General features: G+C 59.5%; 24 protein-coding genes. 19 read left to right on the top strand and 5 right to left on the bottom strand.

Annotation, left to right across the window (positions count from 1 at the left end; translation table 11 throughout):
* Positions 1-5 precede the first annotated feature (5 nt).
* From ACJ8M3_RS21985 to ACJ8M3_RS21975, 3 genes are all read right to left on the bottom strand, one after another.
* Positions 6-875, bottom strand: a complete 870-nt coding sequence (locus ACJ8M3_RS21985; RefSeq protein WP_042785488.1) for a phosphoribulokinase — start codon at positions 873-875, stop codon at positions 6-8.
* Positions 876-1026: 151 nt separating this feature from the next.
* The gene (locus ACJ8M3_RS21980) at positions 1027-1260 is read right to left on the bottom strand and encodes a YheU family protein (RefSeq protein ID WP_004930376.1); all 234 of its coding nucleotides are present in this window, start codon (positions 1258-1260) and stop codon (positions 1027-1029) included.
* Positions 1257-2237 (bottom strand): hydrolase, encoded by a 981-nt coding sequence (locus tag ACJ8M3_RS21975; RefSeq protein ID WP_442514741.1) that lies wholly within the window; start codon positions 2235-2237, stop codon positions 1257-1259. Before ACJ8M3_RS21975 ends, ACJ8M3_RS21980 begins: the two co-directional genes overlap by 4 nt.
* Before the next feature lie 119 nt (positions 2238-2356).
* Between ACJ8M3_RS21975 and ACJ8M3_RS21970 the strand changes: the two genes are divergently transcribed.
* The 6 genes from ACJ8M3_RS21970 (at position 2357) to tauD (ending at position 7318) form a co-directional block, all read left to right on the top strand.
* The gene (locus ACJ8M3_RS21970; protein ID WP_033645257.1) at positions 2357-2959 is read left to right on the top strand and encodes a LysE family translocator; all 603 of its coding nucleotides are present in this window, start codon (positions 2357-2359) and stop codon (positions 2957-2959) included.
* An 11-nt stretch (positions 2960-2970) separates the two neighbouring features.
* A complete protein-coding gene (locus ACJ8M3_RS21965) occupies positions 2971-3753 on the top strand; it encodes a PhzF family phenazine biosynthesis protein (protein ID WP_096242648.1) in 783 nt (260 codons plus the stop codon).
* Between the two features lie 114 nt (positions 3754-3867).
* Positions 3868-4863, top strand: a complete 996-nt coding sequence (gene tauA, locus ACJ8M3_RS21960; RefSeq protein ID WP_442514740.1) for a taurine ABC transporter substrate-binding protein — start codon at positions 3868-3870, stop codon at positions 4861-4863.
* A gap of 9 nt (positions 4864-4872) precedes the next feature.
* Positions 4873-5640: a taurine ABC transporter ATP-binding subunit gene (tauB, locus tag ACJ8M3_RS21955; protein ID WP_033645255.1), complete on the top strand. Its 768-nt coding sequence runs from the start codon at positions 4873-4875 to the stop codon at positions 5638-5640.
* Entirely contained in the window at positions 5637-6473 is an 837-nt protein-coding gene (gene tauC, locus ACJ8M3_RS21950) for a taurine ABC transporter permease TauC (RefSeq protein WP_033645254.1), read from the top strand. Before tauB ends, tauC begins: the two co-directional genes overlap by 4 nt.
* On the top strand, positions 6470-7318 hold the full coding sequence (gene tauD / locus ACJ8M3_RS21945) for a taurine dioxygenase (protein WP_033645253.1): 849 nt from the start codon (positions 6470-6472) through the stop codon (positions 7316-7318). The genes tauC and tauD overlap by 4 nt, the downstream gene beginning before the upstream one ends.
* 6 nt (positions 7319-7324) lie before the next feature.
* Here tauD and ACJ8M3_RS21940 read toward each other — a convergent pair whose 3' ends face one another.
* A complete protein-coding gene (locus tag ACJ8M3_RS21940) occupies positions 7325-9238 on the bottom strand; it encodes an ABC transporter ATP-binding protein (RefSeq protein ID WP_033645252.1) in 1914 nt (637 codons plus the stop codon).
* 129 nt (positions 9239-9367) lie between these two features.
* Here ACJ8M3_RS21940 and kefG point away from each other — a divergent pair, with 129 nt between their 5' ends.
* The 4 genes from kefG (at position 9368) to slyD (ending at position 12648) form a co-directional block, all read left to right on the top strand.
* The gene (gene kefG / locus ACJ8M3_RS21935; protein WP_028127618.1) at positions 9368-9919 is read left to right on the top strand and encodes a glutathione-regulated potassium-efflux system ancillary protein KefG; all 552 of its coding nucleotides are present in this window, start codon (positions 9368-9370) and stop codon (positions 9917-9919) included.
* 2 nt (positions 9920-9921) lie between these two features.
* Positions 9922-11730, top strand: coding sequence for a glutathione-regulated potassium-efflux system protein KefB (kefB, locus tag ACJ8M3_RS21930; protein WP_033651722.1), 1809 nt, complete (start codon positions 9922-9924; stop codon positions 11728-11730).
* A 14-nt stretch (positions 11731-11744) separates the two neighbouring features.
* Positions 11745-11948 (top strand): YheV family putative zinc ribbon protein, encoded by a 204-nt coding sequence (locus ACJ8M3_RS21925; protein WP_015379274.1) that lies wholly within the window; start codon positions 11745-11747, stop codon positions 11946-11948.
* Positions 11949-12060: 112 nt separating this feature from the next.
* Entirely contained in the window at positions 12061-12648 is a 588-nt protein-coding gene (gene slyD / locus ACJ8M3_RS21920; protein WP_004930407.1) for a peptidylprolyl isomerase, read from the top strand.
* A 63-nt stretch (positions 12649-12711) separates the two neighbouring features.
* Here slyD and ACJ8M3_RS21915 read toward each other — a convergent pair whose 3' ends face one another.
* A complete protein-coding gene (locus ACJ8M3_RS21915; protein ID WP_033645250.1) occupies positions 12712-12939 on the bottom strand; it encodes a SlyX family protein in 228 nt (75 codons plus the stop codon).
* 356 nt (positions 12940-13295) lie between these two features.
* Here ACJ8M3_RS21915 and fkpA point away from each other — a divergent pair, with 356 nt between their 5' ends.
* From fkpA to ACJ8M3_RS21870, 9 genes are all read left to right on the top strand, one after another.
* Complete coding sequence (gene fkpA / locus ACJ8M3_RS21910) at positions 13296-14120, top strand: FKBP-type peptidyl-prolyl cis-trans isomerase (RefSeq protein WP_033645249.1); 825 nt, start codon at positions 13296-13298, stop codon at positions 14118-14120.
* Positions 14121-14493: 373 nt separating this feature from the next.
* Positions 14494-15216, top strand: a complete 723-nt coding sequence (locus tag ACJ8M3_RS21905; RefSeq protein ID WP_197755307.1) for a helix-turn-helix transcriptional regulator — start codon at positions 14494-14496, stop codon at positions 15214-15216.
* Positions 15216-15605, top strand: coding sequence for a sulfurtransferase complex subunit TusD (tusD, locus tag ACJ8M3_RS21900; RefSeq protein WP_033645247.1), 390 nt, complete (start codon positions 15216-15218; stop codon positions 15603-15605). Before ACJ8M3_RS21905 ends, tusD begins: the two co-directional genes overlap by 1 nt.
* Before the next feature lie 7 nt (positions 15606-15612).
* Positions 15613-15972 (top strand): sulfurtransferase complex subunit TusC, encoded by a 360-nt coding sequence (gene tusC / locus ACJ8M3_RS21895; protein ID WP_033645384.1) that lies wholly within the window; start codon positions 15613-15615, stop codon positions 15970-15972.
* 9 nt (positions 15973-15981) lie between these two features.
* The gene (gene tusB, locus ACJ8M3_RS21890) at positions 15982-16269 is read left to right on the top strand and encodes a sulfurtransferase complex subunit TusB (RefSeq protein WP_033651720.1); all 288 of its coding nucleotides are present in this window, start codon (positions 15982-15984) and stop codon (positions 16267-16269) included.
* A gap of 143 nt (positions 16270-16412) precedes the next feature.
* Positions 16413-16787 (top strand): 30S ribosomal protein S12, encoded by a 375-nt coding sequence (rpsL, locus tag ACJ8M3_RS21885; protein WP_004930426.1) that lies wholly within the window; start codon positions 16413-16415, stop codon positions 16785-16787.
* Between the two features lie 96 nt (positions 16788-16883).
* On the top strand, positions 16884-17354 hold the full coding sequence (gene rpsG, locus ACJ8M3_RS21880) for a 30S ribosomal protein S7 (RefSeq protein WP_004956203.1): 471 nt from the start codon (positions 16884-16886) through the stop codon (positions 17352-17354).
* Between the two features lie 93 nt (positions 17355-17447).
* Positions 17448-19562, top strand: a complete 2115-nt coding sequence (gene fusA / locus ACJ8M3_RS21875; RefSeq protein WP_033645245.1) for an elongation factor G — start codon at positions 17448-17450, stop codon at positions 19560-19562.
* Between the two features lie 70 nt (positions 19563-19632).
* A partial coding sequence (locus tag ACJ8M3_RS21870) for a GTP-binding protein (RefSeq protein ID WP_227592740.1) occupies positions 19633-19910 on the top strand: 278 nt, incomplete at its 3' end.

Raw genomic sequence — 19910 nt, 5'->3', positions numbered from 1 at the left:
CGCGTTTATTCGATCTTCTTGCCTTCCAGCAGCCGCTGTACCAGCGGCGCCATGATCAGCTCCATCGCCAGCCCCATCTTGCCGCCCGGCACCACTAACGTATTGATGTGCGAGATAAACGAGCCCTGCAGCATCGCCAGCAAATAGGGGAAGTCAATCTGATCCAGCCCGCGGAAGTGGATCACCACGAAGCTTTCATCCAGTGAGGGAATGGCTTTGGCGGCGAACGGGTTGGAAGTATCCACCGTCGGTACGCGCTGGAAGTTGATGTGGGTGCGCGAGAACTGCGGCGTGATGTAGTTGATGTAGTCTTCCATCGAACGCACCACCGAATCCATCACCGCCTCGCGGGAGTGGCCGCGTTCGCCGGTATCGCGGATCAGCTTCTGTATCCACTCCAGGTTGACGATCGGCACCACGCCGACCAGCAGATCGACGTGGTTGGCCACGTCATGGTGCTCGGTGACCACGCCGCCGTGCAGCCCCTCGTAGAACAGCACGTCGGTCGGCGCCGGCAGCGGCTCCCACGGGGTGAAGGTGCCCGGCACCTGATTGTAGGGCACCGCTTCGTCGTAGGTGTGCAGGTACTTGCGCGAACGGCCGGTGCCGTTTTTGCCGTACTCGATAAAGCTCTGCTGCAGCAGGCCGAAGTCGTTGGCCTCGGGGCCGAAATAGCTGATGTGTCTACCCAGATCGCGCGCCTTGCGGATCGCCGCGTCCATTTCCGGCCGGGTGTAGCGGTGGAAGCTGTCGCCCTCCAGCTCGGCGGCGCGAATGTTGAGCTGTTGGAAGATTTTGCGGAACGCCACGCTGGTGGTGGTGGTGCCGGCGCCGCTGGAACCGGTCACCGCGATAACGGGATGTTTGGCAGACATGGTAGTTGTCACTCCGTGTTGAATGCGCCGGCGTCAGGGGATTATTGTGGCTCTTGTTGACGCTCTCTATGTCAGGAAAAAATGGCGCGCGCTGGTTTGCAATGTCCCATTGTTACCTGATTTTTTCCGTCAGTCATAGAACCGGGCGCCACTAAATTTCTTCCTGCCCGGCGCGGAACTGACCGCGCGGCATGATGTTGACGCTCTCATGCAGTTCCGACCACACCAGCACCACCTCGCCGTTTTTCAGCTGGCGGCGCACGTCCTCCACCTTCTGCTCCAGCGATCGTTCGTGCTCGCCGTAATCGGTGCCTTCACGCAGCACAAAGGATTCGATCAGGCTGTTCAGGGTGTCGGTTGCCAGTTCTTGCCAGGGAATGATCACGTCGGGATGTCCAGATAAGGGGAAAGCCAGGCCGGAATGCGATGCTCCAGCCACATGTGCGGTTTTTTCAGCGTGCCGCCGACAAAGCCGACGTGGCCGCCGAACTCGGTCAGCTGATATTCGATATTGCGCGGCAGGCTGGCGACGTCGGGGATCACCTCAGGGGTCATGAAGGGATCGTCCTTCGCATGGATGATCAGCAGCGGCGTTTGGATCGCCGACAACAGCGGCAGGGCGCTGCAGCGGCGATAATAATCGGTGGCGTCGCTGAAGCCGTGAATGCGCGAGGTGATGGCGTCGTCGAATTCGCGGATGCGCCGCAACCCGTTCAGCTGTGACAGCTTGAGCGGCAGGGTGTCCGGGTAGTGCAACAGCTTGCGGGTGGCGTTTTGTTTCAGCTGCCCCAACAGGTAGCGCTGATAGACGCGGGAGAAACCTTGCTCCATGCGATAGGCGCAGGGCTCCAGCATCAGCGGCGCCGAGACCACCACCGCCGCCTGCAGCAGGCTGTCGGCGCCTTGCTGCGCCAGATAACAGGCCAGCATGTTGCCGCCGAGCGAAACGCCTACTGCCGCGGTTGGCACCTCGCCGTAGCTGTCGCGCAGCCAGCGCAGGAAGAAGCGCGCGTCTTCGGTTTCGCCGGAGTGGTAGATGCGCTGTTTGCGGTTGGGCACGCCGCTGCAGCCGCGAAAGTGCATCACCACCCCGAGCCAGCCACGTTCGCGCCAGGCGTTGAGCAGGCCATGCGCGTAGGGGCTGTAGAAGCTGCCCTCCAGACCGTGGAACAGCACCGCGCGCGGTTTGTCGCGCGCCTGCGCCGGATCCTCGCTCCAGGCGAGATCGACGAAATCGCCGTCGGGCAATTCCAGCCGTTGCCAATGCGGTTTCAATAACACGCGGCGGCGCACCAGCCGCGGCAACAGCGTTTGCAGGTGCGGGTTACTGGCCCCGGTCAGGGGGCGAAAGACGTCATGCATAGGCGGAGTAAAAATGTTGTTGGCGACTATTGTGAGATCCCAGGCGCACTGTTAGCTTCAATACCAATAACTGACAATGATACTGCAAAAAAGCGCCTTGGGTGAGGAGCACCCGTGCCATGGAACCGAGTTTATTCCTTTCGATGCTGGGCTTCCTGTGGGTCGCCGCCATCACGCCTGGCCCCAATAACCTGCTGCTGACCACCTCCGGCGCTCATTTCGGCTTTATGCGTTCGCTGTGGCTGATGATCGGCATCATGCTCGGCATGCAAAGCATTTTGCTGCTGGTGGCCTTCGGCGTCGGCAGCCTGATCCTGGTTTACCCGTCGCTGCACCTGATCCTGAAAATCCTCGGCAGTTTGTACCTGCTGTGGCTGGCGTGGAAAGTCGCCACCGCCGCCTATGAAAAGCTGGAAACCGACGTGGCGCCGCCGCAGCCGGTGCGGCTGTATCAGGGCTGGCTGTTGCAGTTCCTCAACCCGAAAGCCTGGCTGATGGCGCTGGGCGCGGTGGCGAGCTTCAGTCTGGCGGGCGATAAGTACAACGGTTCCATTGCGGCGATCGCGCTGGGCATTTTGGCGGTCAACATCGTCGCCGGCGTTATCTGGCTGGCGTTCGGCACGGTGATCGGCCGCCTGCTGCGCAGCAAAAAGGCCTGGATTATCTTCAACGTTTCCATGGGGCTGCTGACTGCAGCCTGTGTATTACTGATTTGGCATTAAGGAGCGGAACGATGGCGGAAAACTATTATCACGTGGTCGCCTTTACCGGTGAGGGGCTGCGCGGCAACCCGGCCGGGGTCTGCCTGCTGACGCAGCCGCTGCCGACGGAGCGGCTGCAGGCGATCGCCAACGAGATCGGCCTGCCGGAAACCAGCTTTGTCTGGGATGACGGCGACATGACCGCCATTCGCTGGTTTACCCCGGAGCGTGAGGTCGATCTTTGCGGCCACGGCACGCTGGCGGCGGCGCATGTGATGTTCAGCGCGGTTAACCCGGCGCTGAAGGATATTCGCTTCAGATCGGCCAGCGGCGAGCTGTTCGTCAAGCGCGATGAGCGGGACGGGGAGCGGCTGGTGCTTGATTTCCCCGCCAGGCCGCCGCAGAAAGTCGCCGAACCGGCGGGCCTCGCGGCGCTGCTGGGCGTGCAGCCGCAGGAAGTGTGGCAGGCGAAAGCGCTGCTGGCGGTGGTGGAAAATGAGGCGCAGGTGCGCGCGCTGCGCCCGGACATCCCGGCGCTGATCGCATTGGCCGGCCGCGCGGTGATCGTCACCGCGCCGGGTGACACCGTGGACTTCGTTTCGCGCTATTTCACGCTCGACGGCGGCGAGGATCCGGTGACCGGTTCCGCGCATTGTACGTTGATGCCTTACTGGACGGCGCGTCTCGGCCGCCATCGGCTGCACGCCCGGCAGATTTCGGCGCGCGGCGGCGAGCTGTTCTGCGAACTGCAAGGGGACCGCACGCTGCTCGGCGGCTACGCTCACGTGTTCTTGCGCGGGACGATCGTGCTGTGATTCGCTTTAATATTACCTAAGGTAATAAAGAAGACTTTTTTATTCTTTTATCGCCCGTCATCGCTCAGATAAAACTGTCAGCAACTGAACAGATTTTTATCAACGGAGCGGAACATGGCGGGCAAACTCTTTTCTTTACGCAACGCGGCGCTGCTGGCGCTGTCGCTCAGCGCGGCCAGCGCCTATGCGGTGGACGTCACCGTGGCGTACCAGACGTCGGCGGAGCCGGCCAAGGTGGCGCAGGCGGAAAACAGCTTCGCCAAACAGTCCGGTGCGACCGTCGACTGGCGTAAGTTCGACAGCGGCTCCAGCGTGTTGCGCGCGCTGGCCTCCGGCGACGTGCAGATCGGCAATATCGGCTCCAGCCCGCTGGCGGTGGCCGCCAGCCAAAAACTCCCCATCGAAGTGTTTTTCATCGCCTCGCAGCTCGGCAGTTCCGAAGCGCTGGTGGTGAAGAATGACATCAAAAGCCCGCAGGATCTGATCGGCAAGCGCATCGCGGTGCCGTTTATTTCTACGACTCATTACAGCCTGCTGGCCTCGCTCAAACATTGGGGCATCAAGCCTGAACAGGTGAAGATCCTCAATCTGCAGCCGCCGGCCATCGCCGCCGCCTGGCAGCGCGGCGACATCGACGGCGCCTACGTCTGGGCGCCGGTGGTCAACGAACTGGCCAAACAAGGCAAGGTGTTGACCGACTCCGCGCAGGTGGGCGAATGGGGTTCGCCAACCCTGGACGTGTGGGTGGTGCGCAAAGACTTTGCCGAGAAACATCCCGACGTGGTGACCGCCTTTGCCGCCAGCGCCCTGCAGGCGCAGAAGGCCTACCTGGCAGCGCCGGAACAGTGGCTGAAAGATCCGAGCCATCTCAGCACCTTGGCGCGCTTGAGCGGCGTGCCGGAAGCGCAGGTGCCGGAGCTGGTGAAGGGGAACCGTTATCTGCCGGTGGCGGATCAGGTCGCCCAACTCGGCCAGCCGGTGGACAAGGCGATCCGCGATACCGCCGAATTCCTCAAGCAGCAGGGCAAGATCCCGCAGGTCGACAGCGATTACAGCGCTTATGTGACCGACCGTTTTGTGAAACAGGTGCAGGCTGCGCCGCAGTCGTAAGGAAGCAGGATGCTAAACGTCAGCCATCTTTCAGCAGAATATCAGGGGCGGCCCGCGCTGCGTGACGTGTCGTTCCAGATCGCCGCCGGGCAACTGGTGGTGGTGCTCGGCCCGTCGGGCTGCGGCAAAACCACGCTGCTGAATTTAATCGCCGGGTTTATCGAGCCTTCAGCTGGCAGCATCACGCTGGATGGAACGTCCGTTCATGGCCCAAGCGCCGAACGGGGCGTGGTGTTCCAGCATGAGGGTTTACTGCCGTGGCGTAACGTGGTGGACAACGTCGAGTTCGGCCTGCAGCTGGCCGGCGTCGGCAAGGCGCAGCGCCGCCAGGTGGCGGAGCAGATGTTGCAGCGCGTCGGTCTGGCCGGTTACGAGCGGCATTTCATCTGGCAGCTTTCCGGCGGCATGCGCCAACGCGTCGGCATCGCCCGCGCCCTGGCCGCCGATCCGCGTCTGCTGTTGCTGGATGAACCGTTCGGCGCGCTGGACGCGTTCACTCGCGAGCAGATGCAAGAGCTGCTGCTGACCATCTGGCGCGATACCGGCAAGCAGGTGCTGCTGATCACTCACGATATTGAAGAGGCGGTGTTCCTCGCCAGCGAGCTGTTGCTGCTGTCGCCGGGGCCGGGGCAGGTGGTGGAGCGGCTGTCGCTGAACTTCGGCCAACGCTATGCCGACGGCGAAGCCTGCCGCTCGATTAAGTCCGATCCTGAATTTATCGCGCAGCGCGAATACGTGCTGGGCAAAGTTTTCCAACAGCGCGAGGCCTTGTTATGAGCCTGCATTCCACGTTAAAGGCCGCGGCGCAGCCGCAGGGCAAAGCGACGCGCCGTTTCAGCGTGCCGCGCAACGTTTGGCTGAGCGGCGCCACGCTGTTGACGGTGTTGATCGTCTGGTGGGGCGTGACGGCGCTGCAGCTGATCAGCCCGCTGTTCCTGCCGGCGCCGCAGCAGGTATTGCATCAGCTGATCACCATCGCCAGCCCGCAAGGCTTTATGGACGCCACGCTGTGGCAGCATCTGGCGGCCAGCCTGGGGCGCATTTTGGTGGCGCTGCTGGCGGCGGTGATCGTCGGCATTCCGGTGGGCATCGCCATGGGGCTGAACGACACGGTGCGCGGCATCCTCGATCCGCTGATTGAGATCTATCGTCCGGTGCCGCCGTTGGCGTATTTGCCGCTGATGGTGATTTGGTTCGGCATCGGCGAAACCTCGAAGATCTTGCTGATTTATCTGGCGATTTTCGCGCCGGTGACGCTGTCCGCCGTGGCGGGCGTGCGCAGCGTGGCGCAGGTACGGGTGCGCGCCGCCCGCGCGTTGGGCGCCACGCGTTGGCAGGTGCTGCGTTTCGTGGTGCTGCCGAGCGCGCTGCCGGAGATCCTGACCGGCATTCGCATCGGGCTGGGCGTCGGCTGGTCGACGCTGGTAGCCGCCGAACTGATCGCCGCCACGCGCGGCCTGGGATTTATGGTGCAATCCGCCGGTGAGTTTCTGGCGACCGACGTGGTGCTGGCCGGCATCGGCGTGATTGCGGTGATTGCATTTGGGTTGGAGCTGGGGCTGCGCGCCCTGCAGCGCCGATTGACCCCGTGGCATGGAGTACAGCAATGAACGAACGTCTGAATATCACCCCGCTGGGGCCTTACATCGGGGCGCTGGTGGAAAACGTCGAGTTGGCCCGGCCGCTGGGCGACGGCCAGTTTGAACAGCTTTATCATGCGCTGCTCAAGCATCAGGTGCTGTTCTTCCGCAATCAGCCGATCACGCCGCTGCAGCAGCGCGATCTGGCCGGCCGCTTCGGCGATCTGCACATCCATCCGGTCTATCCGCACGCCACCGACGTGGAAGAGATCATCGTGCTCGATACCCACGACGACAACCCGCCGGATAACGACAACTGGCACACCGACGTGACCTTTATCGAGAACCCGCCGCTGGGGGCGATCCTGGCGGCCAAGACGCTGCCTGCCACCGGCGGCGATACGCTGTGGGCCAGCGGCATCGCCGCCTATGAGGCGCTGTCGGCGCCGTTCAGAACGCTGCTCGCGGGGCTGCGCGCGGAACATGACTTCACCAAGTCGTTCCCGGAGCACAAGCATCGCGGCAGTGAAGAAGAGCATCAGCGCTGGCAACTGGCGGTGCAGAAAAACCCGCCGCTGCTGCATCCGGTGGTGCGTACCCATCCGGTCAGCGGCCGGCAGGCGCTGTTCGTCAATGAAGGGTTCACCACGCGGATCGTCGATCTGGCGCCGAAGGAGAGCGACGCTTTACTGAATTTCCTGTTTGCTCACATCACCAAACCGGAGTTTCAGGTGCGCTGGCGTTGGCAGGAGAATGACGTGGCGATCTGGGATAACCGCGTGACGCAGCACTACGCCAACGCGGATTATCTGCCGCAGCGGCGCATCATGCACCGCGCGACCATTCTGGGGGACAAGCCCTTTTACAAGGCGTAACAACGGTTAGGCGTCGAACGCCTGCGTTAACTGCTCCAGCTGTTCCTGCGCATCCAGCCAGGTCATTTCCGTCTCTTCCAGCGCGGATTTGGCCTGGCTTTGCTTTTGCAGGCAGTCGGTCAGTTCGGCCTTGCGGCTGATGTCGTACAGTGCGGAATCCGCCAACTGCTCTTCCACCGCCGCCAGTTCGGCGCCCAGTTTTTCCATCTGCTGTTCCAGCTTGGCGATCTGCTTGCGCAGCGGTTGGGTTTGCGTACGGAACTCCGCCTCGCGGCGTTTTTGATCCTTGCGCGCCTGCGCGCTGTTGGCGCCGCTCTCTTTTTCCGGCGCGTCCTGCTGGCTTTCCTGGCGCTGCAGATCGATCAGCCACTGCTGATAATCGTCGAGATCGCCTTCGAAAGGCTCGACCTGGCCATCGTGCACCAGGTACAGATCGTCGGTGGTGGAGCGCAGCAGGTGACGGTCGTGCGAGACCACCACCAATGCGCCTTCGAAATCGATCAGCGCCTCGGTCAGCGCCTGGCGCATGTCGAGATCCAGGTGGTTGGTCGGTTCATCGAGCAGCAGCAGGTTCGGGCGCTGCCAGACGATCAGCGCCAGCACCAGCCGCGCCTTCTCGCCGCCGGAGAAGCGTTCGGTGATTTCACTGACCTTGTCGCCCTGGAAGCCGAAACCACCCAAATAATCGCGCAGCTGCTGCTCCAACACCCGTGGCGCGATGCGGCTCAGGTGCTGCAGCGGCGACTCGTCGGCGCGCAGGAATTCCAGCTGGTGCTGAGCGAAGTAACCCAGCTTGATGCCTTTCGCCAGGCCGATCTCGCCGCTCAGCGGCTCCAGGGTGCCGGCCAGCAGTTTGATCAACGTCGATTTACCGGCGCCGTTGCGGCCGAGCAGGCCAATGCGTGAGCCGGGCACCAGGTTCAGTTTGATGGACTTCAGGATCACCTTGTCGCCGTACCCGGCGCTGACTTTTTCCATGCGCAGCAGCGGGTTCGGCAGGCTTTCCGGCGGCCGGAAGCTGAAGGTGAACGGGTTGTCGACGTGCGCCGGGGCGATCAGCTCCATGCGTTCCAGCATCTTGATGCGGCTCTGCGCCTGCTTGGCCTTGGTCGCCTGCGCGCGGAAACGGTCGATATAGCTTTGCAGGTGCGCCACTTTTTCTTGCTGGTGCTGATACAGCGACTGCTGCTGCGCCAGTTTGGTGGCGCGTTGGCGTTCGAACGACGAGTAGTTGCCGGTGTACTCGTTCATCGTCTGCTGTTCGATATGCAGGATCTTGTCGACGATCGGATCGAGGAAGTCGCGGTCGTGCGAGATAAGCACCAGCGTGCCGGGATAGCTTTTCAGCCAGCGCTCCAGCCAGATCACCGCATCGAGATCCAGGTGGTTGGTCGGTTCGTCGAGCAGCAGCAGATCGGAACGGCACACCAACGCCTGCGCCAGGTTAAGACGCATGCGCCAGCCGCCGGAAAAGTCGCGCACCGGGCTTTGCAGTTGTTCGTTGGAGAAGCCGAGACCGTGCAGCAGGCTGGCGGCGCGGGAACGAATGGTCCAGGCGTCGATGGCGTCCAGCTTGCCGTGCAGGGTGGCGATGGCGTGGCCGTCGTTGCGGTCGTTGGCGGCCTGCAGTTCGGCTTCGAGCTGGCGAAACTCGCGGTCGCCGTCGATAACATACTCGATCGCCGGCACATCCAGCGCCGGCGTCTCCTGGTTGACCCAGGCCAGCGCCCAGTTGCCGGGGAAGGTGAAGCTGCCGCCGTCCGCCGCGATCTCGCCCTTCAGCAGCGACAACAGCGTGGATTTGCCGCAGCCGTTTTTGCCGACCAGGCCGACCTTCTGACCTGGATTAACCGTCGCCGTGGCGTTGTCCAGCAGGACGCGGATGCCGCGTCGGATTTGTAGCGAGGAGAATACAATCATAAAGCGCCGTATGTTCAGAGTATGTTAAATTATCATTAAGGTAACAGAACGCGCACCGCGCGCTGTTTTTGTCTTTGCGATGCATGGTAACGGAAAACCGCTACCCTGACGACGCTTTGGAGGGGAATGATGTCGCAGCCGCCCAAGGTCTTGCTGCTGTATGCCCATCCGGAATCCCATGACTCGGTGGCGAACCGGGTTTTGCTTCGACCGGCGCAGCAATTGGAACATGTCACCGTGCACGATCTCTACGCGCACTACCCTGATTTTTTTATCGATATTCATCACGAACAACAGCTGCTGCGTGAGCATCAGGTCATCGTGTTTCAGCACCCGCTGTATACCTACAGCTGCCCGGCGCTGCTGAAGGAATGGCTGGATCGCGTGCTGGCGCGCGGCTTCGCCAGCGGCGTGGGCGGCAATGCGCTGGCGGGCAAATACTGGCGTTCGGTGATCACCACCGGCGAGCCGGAAGGCGCCTACCGCACCGGCGGTTATAACCATTACCCGATGGAAGATATCCTGCGGCCGTTCGAGTTGACCGCCGGGATGTGCCATATGCATTGGTTGACGCCGTTCGTGGTCTATTGGGCGCGGCGGCAAAAGCCGGAGGTGCTGCGCAGCCACGCAGACGCCTACGGGGAGTGGCTGAGCCACCCGCTGCCGCACGGGGGGCGGTGATCATGGAAGGATCGACCTTACTGACCGCCATTTTACTGTTCCTGTTTGCCGCGGTGGTGACGGTGCCGATCGCCCGTCGCCTGGGGATCGGCGCGGTGCTGGGTTATCTGATCGCCGGCATCGCCATCGGCCCGTGGGGATTGGGTTTTATTCGCGACGTTGACGAGATCCTGCACTTCTCCGAGCTGGGCGTGGTGTTCCTGATGTTCATCATCGGCCTGGAGCTGAACCCCAGCAAGCTGTGGGAGCTGCGGCGCTCGATTTTCGGCGCCGGCGCCGGCCAGGTGCTGATCACCGCGGCGGTGCTGGGCGCATTGCTGTACCTGACGCACTTCGCCTGGCAGGCGGCGGTGATCGGCGGCGTTGGCCTGGCGATGTCTTCCACCGCCATGGCGCTGCAGCTGATGCGCGAAAAGGGCATGAACCGCAACGAAGGCGGGCAGCTGGGTTTCTCGGTGCTGCTGTTCCAGGATATGGCGGTGATCCCGGCGCTGGCGTTGATCCCCATTCTGGCCGGCGCCGGCGGCACCAGCGACGACTGGGCGAAGATCGCGCTCAAGGTGGCGGCGTTCGGCGGCATGCTGATCGGCGGCCGCTTCCTGCTGCGGCCGCTGTTCCGCTATATCGCCGCTTCCGGCGTGCGCGAGATCTTTACCGCCGCGGCGCTGCTGCTGGTGCTCGGCTCGGCGCTGTTTATGGAGACGCTCGGCCTGTCGATGGCGCTCGGCACCTTCATCGCCGGCGTGCTGCTGGCGGAGAGCGAATACCGCCACGAACTGGAGATCTCCATCGAGCCGTTTAAAGGGCTGCTGCTGGGGCTGTTCTTTATCTCGGTGGGCATGGTGTTGAATATCGGCGTGCTCTACACCCATCTGGCCGAGGTGTTGATCGGCGTGTTGGCGTTGGTGGCGGTGAAATCCGGCGTGCTCTACGGCGTATCGCGCCTGTTCGGCCTGCGCAGTTCGGTACGCCTGCAGTTCGCCGGCGTGCTCAGCCAGGGCGGTGAGTTCGCCTTCGTGCTGTTTTCGGCGGCGGGCGCCCAAAAGGTGCTGCAGCCGGATCAACTCTCTTTGCTGCTGGTGGTGGTGACGCTGTCGATGATGACCACGCCGCTGTTGATGCAGGCCATCGATCGCATTTTGGCGCGCCGCTATAACGCCAAAGACGAAGACGAGGAGACGCCGTACGTGGAAGATGACGATCCGCAGGTGATCATCGTCGGCTTCGGACGTTTTGGCCAGGTGATCGGCCGCCTGCTGATGGCCAACAAAATGCGCATTACCGTACTGGAACGCGACGTCAGCGCCGTCGGCGTGCTGCGTCGCTACGGTTACAAGGTCTATTACGGCGACGCCACCGAGCTGGAGCTGCTGCGCGCGGCAGGCGCAGAGAAGGCCAAGTCGATCGTGATCACCAGCAATGAGCCGGAAGACACCATGGCGATCGTGCGGCTGTGCCAGCAGCACTTCCCTAACCTGAGCATCCTGGCGCGCGCGCGCGGCCGCGTGGAGGCACATGAGCTGCTGCAGGCGGGCGTAAAACAGTTCAGCCGCGAGACCTTCTCCAGCGCGCTGGAACTGGGGCGCAAGGCGCTGATGGAATTGGGCATGCACCCGCATCAGGCCTTTCGCGCCCAGCAGCATTTCCGTCGTCTGGATATGCGCATGCTGCGTGAGCTGATGCCGCCGCATCAGGGCGACGTGGCGCAAATTTCTCGCGTGAAAGAGGCGCGGCGCGAGCTGGAAGAGCTCTTCCATCGCGAAATGCAAAAAGAAAGTCGCCAGTTTGACGGCTGGGATGAATACGAATAAGCGGGAGCATAACGATGTCTGCAACACGTAAGAGATTTATCGCCGGAGCGGTGTGCCCGAGCTGTAGCGCCATGGATACGCTGGCGGTATGGCGGGAGGATCAGGTGGAAGTGGTGGAGTGCGTCAAGTGCGGCCATCACCAGCGCCAGACCGAACAACAGGTGGAAAAACACGTTCGACCGCAAGAGCAGGTGATCGGCATTTTTCAGCCGAAGTAGCGTTTTTTTATCCCGGAGGGTACAGCGAGGCAGATTTCCGTTACAATCTGTCCGGAAAAGGCGCGCATCCCGATAACGGTGCGCGTCCTAGTAGCCAACGGTAGGAGATATCATGAAAGTAGCAAAAGACTTGGTGGTCAGCCTGGCTTACCAAGTACGTACAGAAGACGGTGTTTTGGTTGATGAGTCTCCGGTGAGCGCACCGCTGGACTATCTGCACGGGCATGGTTCTCTGATCGCAGGTCTGGAAAAAGCGCTCGAAGGCCACGACGTTGGCGATCGTTTTGACGTTCACGTCGGCGCGAACGACGCGTACGGCAACTACGACGAAAACCTGGTGCAGCGCGTACCGAAAGACGTCTTCATGGGCGTTGACGAACTGCAGGTCGGCATGCGTTTCCTGGCTGACACCGATCAGGGCCCGGTACCGGTTGAAATCACTGAAGTTGACGGCGACCACGTTGTGGTTGACGGCAACCACATGCTGGCCGGCCAAAACCTGAACTTCAACGTGGAAGTTGTCGCGATCCGCGAAGCGACCGCAGAAGAACTGGCGCACGGTCACGTACACGGCGAGCACGATCATCACCACGAGCACGGTGAAGGCTGCTGCGGCGGTCACGGCCATAGCCACGATCACGACCATGGTCACGACCACGGTAAAGGCGGTTGCGGCAACGGCGGTTGCGGCTGCCACTAAGCAGAACGCAATCCCGAGACGAGAGGGCAGCCATTGGCTGCCCTTTTTTATGCGCGGCGCCCCTCAATAGTGCGGCGGAGGGGTTTCTTCCGATTGCGAGGCGATCATCGAGGTTTGGGTCGAGCGCAGTTTGTCGGTCAACATGCGCAGGTGCTCGCGCATCTTCAGCATTTCCATCTGATGCTGGGTGACGGTCTGGTTGAGCTCTTCGATAGTAAGCTCTTGAAAAGCCTGACGGCTTTCCAGTTCTTCAAGCCGCTGTAGCAGGCTTTGAATGTCGGCGTTGTGCATGAGGCTACCTCTGACGCGATAAAATCCTGATTCGGCGCTATGGTAACAGCTGGCGTCGGGTTTGCCCGCGCTATTTCTTTGGGCGGCGCGCAACGTTGCGATCGGCAGTGTAAAGTGCTGAAAAGCTGCACGCCTGATTCGCCGTTTTTTGCTAACCTCGCCGAATATTCTGCAAGAAAAATCTGATTTATCATGTGAGTAGCACGCAGCGGGAAACTTCTTGGCAAAGCGGGAGTCACACTTTGACTCGATTGGTTACCTGTGCGACTGTTTTGTTTTGTTTCAGGCAGCTATAGTAGCCCGGTTATCTTACCTAATGATTGTTTGGGGCATTGCTTCAGACATTGGAGAAATGGATGAAATCTTTGTTTAAAGTCACGCTTCTGGCAACCACCATGGCTTTTGCTCTGAATGCGACCCAGGTCATGGCAGCCGATGCCGCTAAACCGGCGGCAGACGCGGCAGCAGCGCCAAGCACCGGCAAGTTCAAAAACGACGACGAGCAAGCGGCTTACGCACTGGGCGCCTCTCTTGGCCGTTACATGGACAACTCTCTGAAAGAGCAAGAGAAGCTGGGCATCAAGCTGGACAAAGATCAGCTGATCGCCGGCGTTCAGGACGCTTTCGCTAACAAAAGCAAGCTGAACGACGCCGACATCGAAAAGACCCTGCAGGGCTTTGAAGCGCGCGTGAAGGCTTCCGCACAGGCGAAGATGGAGCAGGACGCCAAGGACAACGAAACCAAAGGCGCCAAGTATCGCGACAGCTTCGCTAAAGAAAAAGGCGTGAAGAAAACCGAATCCGGCCTGCTGTATCAGGTAGAGAAACCGGGCGCGGGTGAAGCGCCGAAAGACAGCGACACCGTGGTGGTGAACTACAAAGGCACCCTGACCGACGGTACCGAGTTCGATAACTCCTACACCCGCGGTGAGCCGCTGTCATTCCGTCTGGATGGTGTGATCCCTGGCTGGACCGAAGGCCTGAAGCACATCAAGAAAGGCGGCAAAATCAAGCTGGTGATCCCACCGGCGCTGGCCTACGGTAAAACCGGCGTTCCGGGCATCCCGGCTAACTCCACGCTGGTCTTCGACGTCGAGCTGCTGGATGTGAAAGCGGCGCCGAAAGCTGACGCTAAAGCCGAAAAACCGGCCGACGCCAAAGCCGACGCCAAAGCGAAATAATCTCGTCGCTCTGTTTGCCACCGCCGCGGATGCCCTCCGCGGCGGTTTTCATTTCGGCAGCCGCTACCGCTCTCTCCATTGAACGCTTGACGCCTGCCGGGCATCGGGCTTAACGTCAATACCACGCGCAAACGCAAGGACTTTGCTCCGGCCGCTTTGCTAGACTAATAATTCTGACTTATCAGTCATGCGTCTGCCCCTTAGGGCGTGTACCTAAAATTGTTCCCGGCCGCCTCGCCCGCGGATGTCATCGCGCCGTTTTATGCCGCTCTCAGCCAGCCGCGCTGCAGCGCGCCGACGGTGGCAGCGATCCGGCCCGAGCGGTTTTAGCTGCGCCCCCTGGCACAGGCGATCTATGAGGGTGGTATCTTCGATGTCGAATTCGCTTTTATCCAGCGAAGCCAGCGAACTTGATTTGCTGAATGAACGTCCGTTTACTCAAACGGATCATGAAGTCCTGAAATCCTATGAAGCGGTGGTCGACGGGCTGGCGATGTTGATCGGCGGCCACTGCGAAATCGTATTGCACGCGCTGGAAGACCTGAACAGCTCGGCGGTGCGCATCGCCAACGGGGAACACACGGGGCGCAAAATCGGCTCGCCGATTACCGACTTGGCGCTGCGCATGCTGCACGACATGGCCGGCGACGACAGCAGCGTGTCGAAAGCCTACTTTACCCGCGCCAAGAGCGGCGTATTGATGAAATCGGTGACTATCGCCATTCGCAATCGCGAGCAGCGGGTGATTGGTTTGTTGTGCATCAACATGAACCTCGACGTGCCGTTCTCGCAGATCATGCAAACCTTTATGCCGCCGACAGCGCAGGACGTGCCGTCGTCGGTGAACTTCGCCTCTTCCGTCGACGATCTGGTGGCGCAGACGCTGGAGTTCACCATCGAAGAGGTGAACGCCGACCGCTCAGTGTCCAATAACGCCAAGAATCGACAGGTGGTGCTCAATCTCTATGAGAAAGGCATCTTCGACATCAAGGATGCGATCAACCAGGTGGCGGATCGTCTGAATATCTCCAAACACACCGTCTATCTGTACATTCGCCAGTTTAAAAGCGGCGATCTGGTGGGAAGCGACCGCTGATGCTCGACTATTGTCTGTTGGTTACCGGCCCGGCTTATGGCACGCAGCAGGCCAGCAGCGCCTATCAATTCGCTCAGGCTTTGCTGGCGAAAGGGCACCGTCTTTCCAGCGTCTTTTTCTACCGTGAAGGGGTGTTGAACGCCAACCGGTTAACCGCGCCCGCCAGCGACGAATTCGATCTGGTGCGCGGCTGGACGCAGCTCGCGCAGCAACACGGCGTAGCGCTCAACGTCTGCGTGGCCGCCGCGCTGCGTCGGGGCGTCACCGACGAGCAGGAGGCGCAGCAGCAGGGGCTGGCCGGCGCCAACCTGCAGCCCGGTTTTACCCTGAGCGGGCTGGGTTCCCTGGCCGAAGCGTCGCTGAGTTGCGACCGTCTGGTGCAGTTCTGAGGAAATGATGAAACGAGTCGCTTTTGTTTTCACCCACGGGCCGCATGGCGGCGCCGGCGGCAGGGAAGGGCTGGATGCGCTGCTCGCCACGTCGGCGCTCAGTGAAGATTTGGGGGTGTTTTTTATCGGTGATGGCGTGTTGCAGCTGTTGCCGGGCCAGCAACCGGAAAAGATTTTGGCGCGCAATTATATCGCCACTTTCGGCGTACTGCCGCTGTATGACGTGGAGCGGTGTTATCTGTGCCAGGCTTCGCTGCAGGAACGCGGGCTGAGTCAGGTGACCGATTGGGTGCTGGATGCCGAGGTGCTGGCGCCGGACGAACTGCGCCGTGAATTGGCCGGCTACGACGCCGTAATGACGTTTTAGGATCTTCTGATGTTGTATACCCTGAGCCATTCGCCAAACCAATGTGACCTGCCCGCGCTGTTGCGCCTGACCGCGGAGGGCGACGCGCTGCTGCTGCTGCAGGACGGCGTGCTCGCAGGCCTTGTTGGCAGCGCCCATCTTGAATCGCTGCTCGCCGCCCCCATATCCCTTTATGCGCTGCAGGACGACCTGGAAGCCAGGGGGGTGATTGGTCATTTTTCGCACAAAATCACTGTCGTCGGCTATAATCACTTCGTTGAATTAACCGAACAACACCGCAGCCAAATGGCCTGGTAATGAGAGTGATGTTGTATATTTCTTGACACCCATACTGGTCAGCCCTAAAATTCTGCGTCCTCGTACTTTGCCAGTAGTGCATACGAGGGGATTTATCACATGTTTACGAAGCTAGTACGAAGCAAAAACCAGGAGCTTTTTTAATGGCAACAATTAACCAGCTGGTTCGCAAACCACGCTCTGTGAAGGCTGCTAAAAGCAACGTTCCAGCGCTGGAAGCCTGCCCGCAGAAACGTGGCGTATGCACCCGCGTATATACCACTACCCCGAAAAAACCAAACTCCGCACTGCGTAAAGTTTGCCGTGTGCGTTTGACCAACGGTTTCGAAGTGACTTCCTACATCGGTGGCGAAGGCCACAACCTGCAGGAACACTCCGTAATCCTGATCCGTGGCGGTCGTGTAAAAGACCTGCCAGGTGTGCGTTACCACACCGTCCGTGGTGCACTTGACTGCTCCGGTGTTAAAGACCGTAAGCAAGCTCGTTCCAAGTACGGCGTGAAGAAGCCAAAGGCTTAATGGTTCTCCGTTAAGTAAGGCCAAACGTTTTAACTTTAATGTCAAAATAAACTCGTAGAGTTTTGGACAATCCTGAATTAACAACGGAGTATTTCCATGCCACGTCGTCGCGTAATCGGCCAACGTAAAATCCTGCCAGATCCTAAGTTCGGATCTGAGCTGCTGGCCAAATTTGTAAATATCCTGATGGTAGACGGTAAAAAATCTACTGCAGAAGCAATCGTCTATACCGCGCTGGAGACCCTGGCTCAGCGTTCTGGTAAAGATCACCTGGAAGCTTTCGAAGTCGCTCTCGACAACGTTCGCCCGACTGTAGAAGTTAAGTCGCGTCGCGTTGGCGGTTCTACTTATCAGGTACCAGTTGAAGTCCGCCCGGTTCGTCGTAATGCTCTGGCAATGCGTTGGATCGTTGATGCTGCACGTAAACGCGGTGATAAATCCATGGCTCTGCGCCTGGCGAACGAGCTGTCTGACGCAGCAGAGAACAAAGGTTCTGCTGTTAAGAAGCGTGAAGACGTTCACCGTATGGCCGAAGCCAACAAGGCGTTCGCCCACTACCGCTGGTAATCATCTGGCTGTAGTCATGCTAACCAAGCGGGCGCGTCAAATCGGCCCGCTTGGGTTAACTGAACTTGAACGCCCTAGGAATAGAGGAATCAAATGGCTCGTACAACACCCATTGCACGCTACCGTAACATCGGTATCAGTGCTCACATCGACGCCGGTAAAACCACCACTACCGAACGTATTCTGTTCTACACCGGTGTAAACCACAAAATCGGTGAAGTTCATGACGGCGCTGCCACCATGGACTGGATGGAACAGGAGCAGGAGCGTGGTATTACCATCACTTCTGCAGCGACGACTGCCTTCTGGTCTGGTATGGCCAAGCAGTTCGAACCGCATCGCGTAAACATCATCGACACCCCAGGGCACGTTGACTTCACCATCGAAGTAGAACGTTCCATGCGTGTGCTGGATGGCGCGGTAATGGTTTACTGTGCTGTTGGTGGTGTTCAGCCACAGTCTGAAACCGTATGGCGTCAGGCTAACAAATACAAAGTGCCACGTATCGCGTTCGTTAACAAAATGGACCGTATGGGCGCTAACTTCCTGAAAGTTGTTGGCCAGATAAAAACTCGTCTGGGCGCTAACCCTGTTCCTCTGCAGCTGGCTATCGGCGCAGAAGACAAATTCACCGGCGTTATCGACCTGGTGAAGATGAAGGCGATCAACTGGAACGAAGAAGACGCAGGCGTTACCTTCGAATACGAAGACGTCCCGGCTGACATGATGGAACTGGCTGAAGAATGGCGCCAGAACCTGATCGAATCCGCAGCGGAAGCTTCCGAAGAGCTGATGGAAAAATACCTGGGCGGCGAAGAGCTGACCGAGGCAGAAATCAAATCCGCTCTGCGTCAGCGCGTGCTGAACAACGAAATCATCCTGGTTACCTGTGGTTCTGCGTTCAAGAACAAGGGCGTACAGGCGATGCTGGATGCGGTAATCGAATACCTGCCGGCGCCAACTGACGTTCCTGCGATCAACGGTATCCTGGACGACGGTAAAGACACCCCGGCTGAGCGTCACGCAAGTGATGACGAGCCGTTCTCTGCTCTGGCGTTCAAAATCGCTACCGACCCGTTCGTAGGTAACCTGACCTTCTTCCGCGTGTACTCCGGCGTTGTTAACTCCGGCGACACCGTGCTGAACTCCGTTAAGGCTGCGCGTGAGCGTTTCGGCCGTATCGTTCAGATGCATGCCAACAAGCGTGAAGAGATCAAAGAAGTTCGCGCAGGCGACATCGCCGCTGCGATCGGTCTGAAAGACGTGACCACCGGGGACACCCTGTGTGATCCAGACTCTCCAATCATCCTGGAGCGTATGGAATTCCCTGAGCCGGTAATCTCTATCGCCGTTGAACCAAAAACCAAAGCTGACCAAGAGAAAATGGGTCTGGCTCTGGGCCGTCTGGCTAAAGAAGACCCGTCATTCCGCGTATGGACTGACGAAGAGTCTAACCAGACCATCATCGCCGGTATGGGTGAACTGCACCTCGACATCATCGTTGACCGCATGAAGCGTGAATTCAACGTTGAAGCTAACGTGGGCAAACCTCAGGTAGCTTACCGCGAAGCGATTCGCGCGAAGATTACCGATGTTGAAGGTAAGCACGCCAAGCAGTCTGGTGGTCGCGGTCAGTACGGTCACGTTGTGATCGACATGTACCCACTGGAGCCGGGCTCTAACCCGAAAGGTTACGAGTTCATCAACGACATCAAAGGCGGCGTAATTCCTGGCGAATACATCCCTGCCGTTGATAAAGGCATCCAGGAGCAGCTGAAGTCTGGTCCGTTGGCTGGTTACCCGGTAGTAGATATGGGTATTCGTCTGCACTTCGGTTCTTACCACGACGTTGACTCCTCTGAACTGGCGTTTAAACTGGCCGCATCTATCGCCTTTAAAGAAGGCTTTAAGAAAGCGAAACCAGTTCTGCTTGAGCCTATCATGAAGGTTGAAGTTGAGACTCCAGAAGAGAACACCGGTGACGTTATCGGTGACTTGAGCCGTCGTCGCGGCATGCTGCGCGGTCAGGAATCTGAAGTGACTGGCGTTAAGATCCACGCTGAAGTACCGTTGTCCGAAATGTTCGGCTACGCAACTCAGCTGCGTTCTCTGACTAAAGGTCGCGCATCATACACCATGGAATTCCTGAAGTATGATGATGCACCGAACAACGTCGCTCAGGCCGTAATCGAAGCCCGTGGCAAATAAGCCGCAGGGTTAAAACCAAAGTCCCGTGCTCTCTCCAGAAGGGGAGAGCGCTATAGTAAGGAATATAGCCGTGTCTAAAGAAAAATTTGAACGTACAAAACCGCACGTTAACGTTGGTACTATCGGCCACGTTGACCACGGTAAAACTACCCTGACTGCAGCGATCACTACCGTTCTGGCTAAAACCTACGGCGGTTCTGCACGTGCTTTCGACCAGATCGATAACGCACCAGAAGAAAAAGCTCGTGGTATCACCATCAACACCTCTCACGTTGAGTATGACACCCCGACTCGCCACTACGCGCACGTTGACTGCCCAGGGCACGCCGACTACGTGAAAAACATGAT

The organism is Serratia sp. CY55921 (assembly GCF_052167655.1).
GTDB classification, from domain to species: Bacteria; Pseudomonadota; Gammaproteobacteria; order Enterobacterales; family Enterobacteriaceae; genus Serratia; species Serratia ureilytica.
The sequence above is the reverse complement of the archived record's forward strand: the minus strand, read 5'-3'. Positions and strand labels throughout refer to the sequence as shown.

What these genes read in the sequence shown, in the direction of transcription:
- ACJ8M3_RS21985 (WP_042785488.1), bottom strand. Translation starts at nt 875, where the DNA reads ATGTCTGCCAAACATCCCGTTATCGCGGTGACCGGTTCCAGCGGCGCC.
- fkpA (WP_033645249.1), top strand. Translation starts at nt 13,296, where the DNA reads ATGAAATCTTTGTTTAAAGTCACGCTTCTGGCAACCACCATGGCTTTT.
- ACJ8M3_RS21905 (WP_197755307.1), top strand. Translation starts at nt 14,494, where the DNA reads ATGTCGAATTCGCTTTTATCCAGCGAAGCCAGCGAACTTGATTTGCTG.
- tauB (WP_033645255.1), top strand. Translation starts at nt 4,873, where the DNA reads ATGCTAAACGTCAGCCATCTTTCAGCAGAATATCAGGGGCGGCCCGCG.
- tauA (WP_442514740.1), top strand. Translation starts at nt 3,868, where the DNA reads ATGGCGGGCAAACTCTTTTCTTTACGCAACGCGGCGCTGCTGGCGCTG.
- tauD (WP_033645253.1), top strand. Translation starts at nt 6,470, where the DNA reads ATGAACGAACGTCTGAATATCACCCCGCTGGGGCCTTACATCGGGGCG.
- kefG (WP_028127618.1), top strand. Translation starts at nt 9,368, where the DNA reads ATGTCGCAGCCGCCCAAGGTCTTGCTGCTGTATGCCCATCCGGAATCC.
- fusA (WP_033645245.1), top strand. Translation starts at nt 17,448, where the DNA reads ATGGCTCGTACAACACCCATTGCACGCTACCGTAACATCGGTATCAGT.
- rpsG (WP_004956203.1), top strand. Translation starts at nt 16,884, where the DNA reads ATGCCACGTCGTCGCGTAATCGGCCAACGTAAAATCCTGCCAGATCCT.
- rpsL (WP_004930426.1), top strand. Translation starts at nt 16,413, where the DNA reads ATGGCAACAATTAACCAGCTGGTTCGCAAACCACGCTCTGTGAAGGCT.
- ACJ8M3_RS21970 (WP_033645257.1), top strand. Translation starts at nt 2,357, where the DNA reads ATGGAACCGAGTTTATTCCTTTCGATGCTGGGCTTCCTGTGGGTCGCC.
- ACJ8M3_RS21925 (WP_015379274.1), top strand. Translation starts at nt 11,745, where the DNA reads ATGTCTGCAACACGTAAGAGATTTATCGCCGGAGCGGTGTGCCCGAGC.
- ACJ8M3_RS21940 (WP_033645252.1), bottom strand. Translation starts at nt 9,238, where the DNA reads ATGATTGTATTCTCCTCGCTACAAATCCGACGCGGCATCCGCGTCCTG.
- tusC (WP_033645384.1), top strand. Translation starts at nt 15,613, where the DNA reads ATGAAACGAGTCGCTTTTGTTTTCACCCACGGGCCGCATGGCGGCGCC.
- tusD (WP_033645247.1), top strand. Translation starts at nt 15,216, where the DNA reads ATGCTCGACTATTGTCTGTTGGTTACCGGCCCGGCTTATGGCACGCAG.
- ACJ8M3_RS21915 (WP_033645250.1), bottom strand. Translation starts at nt 12,939, where the DNA reads ATGCACAACGCCGACATTCAAAGCCTGCTACAGCGGCTTGAAGAACTG.
- kefB (WP_033651722.1), top strand. Translation starts at nt 9,922, where the DNA reads ATGGAAGGATCGACCTTACTGACCGCCATTTTACTGTTCCTGTTTGCC.
- ACJ8M3_RS21965 (WP_096242648.1), top strand. Translation starts at nt 2,971, where the DNA reads ATGGCGGAAAACTATTATCACGTGGTCGCCTTTACCGGTGAGGGGCTG.
- slyD (WP_004930407.1), top strand. Translation starts at nt 12,061, where the DNA reads ATGAAAGTAGCAAAAGACTTGGTGGTCAGCCTGGCTTACCAAGTACGT.
- tusB (WP_033651720.1), top strand. Translation starts at nt 15,982, where the DNA reads ATGTTGTATACCCTGAGCCATTCGCCAAACCAATGTGACCTGCCCGCG.
- ACJ8M3_RS21975 (WP_442514741.1), bottom strand. Translation starts at nt 2,237, where the DNA reads ATGCATGACGTCTTTCGCCCCCTGACCGGGGCCAGTAACCCGCACCTG.
- tauC (WP_033645254.1), top strand. Translation starts at nt 5,637, where the DNA reads ATGAGCCTGCATTCCACGTTAAAGGCCGCGGCGCAGCCGCAGGGCAAA.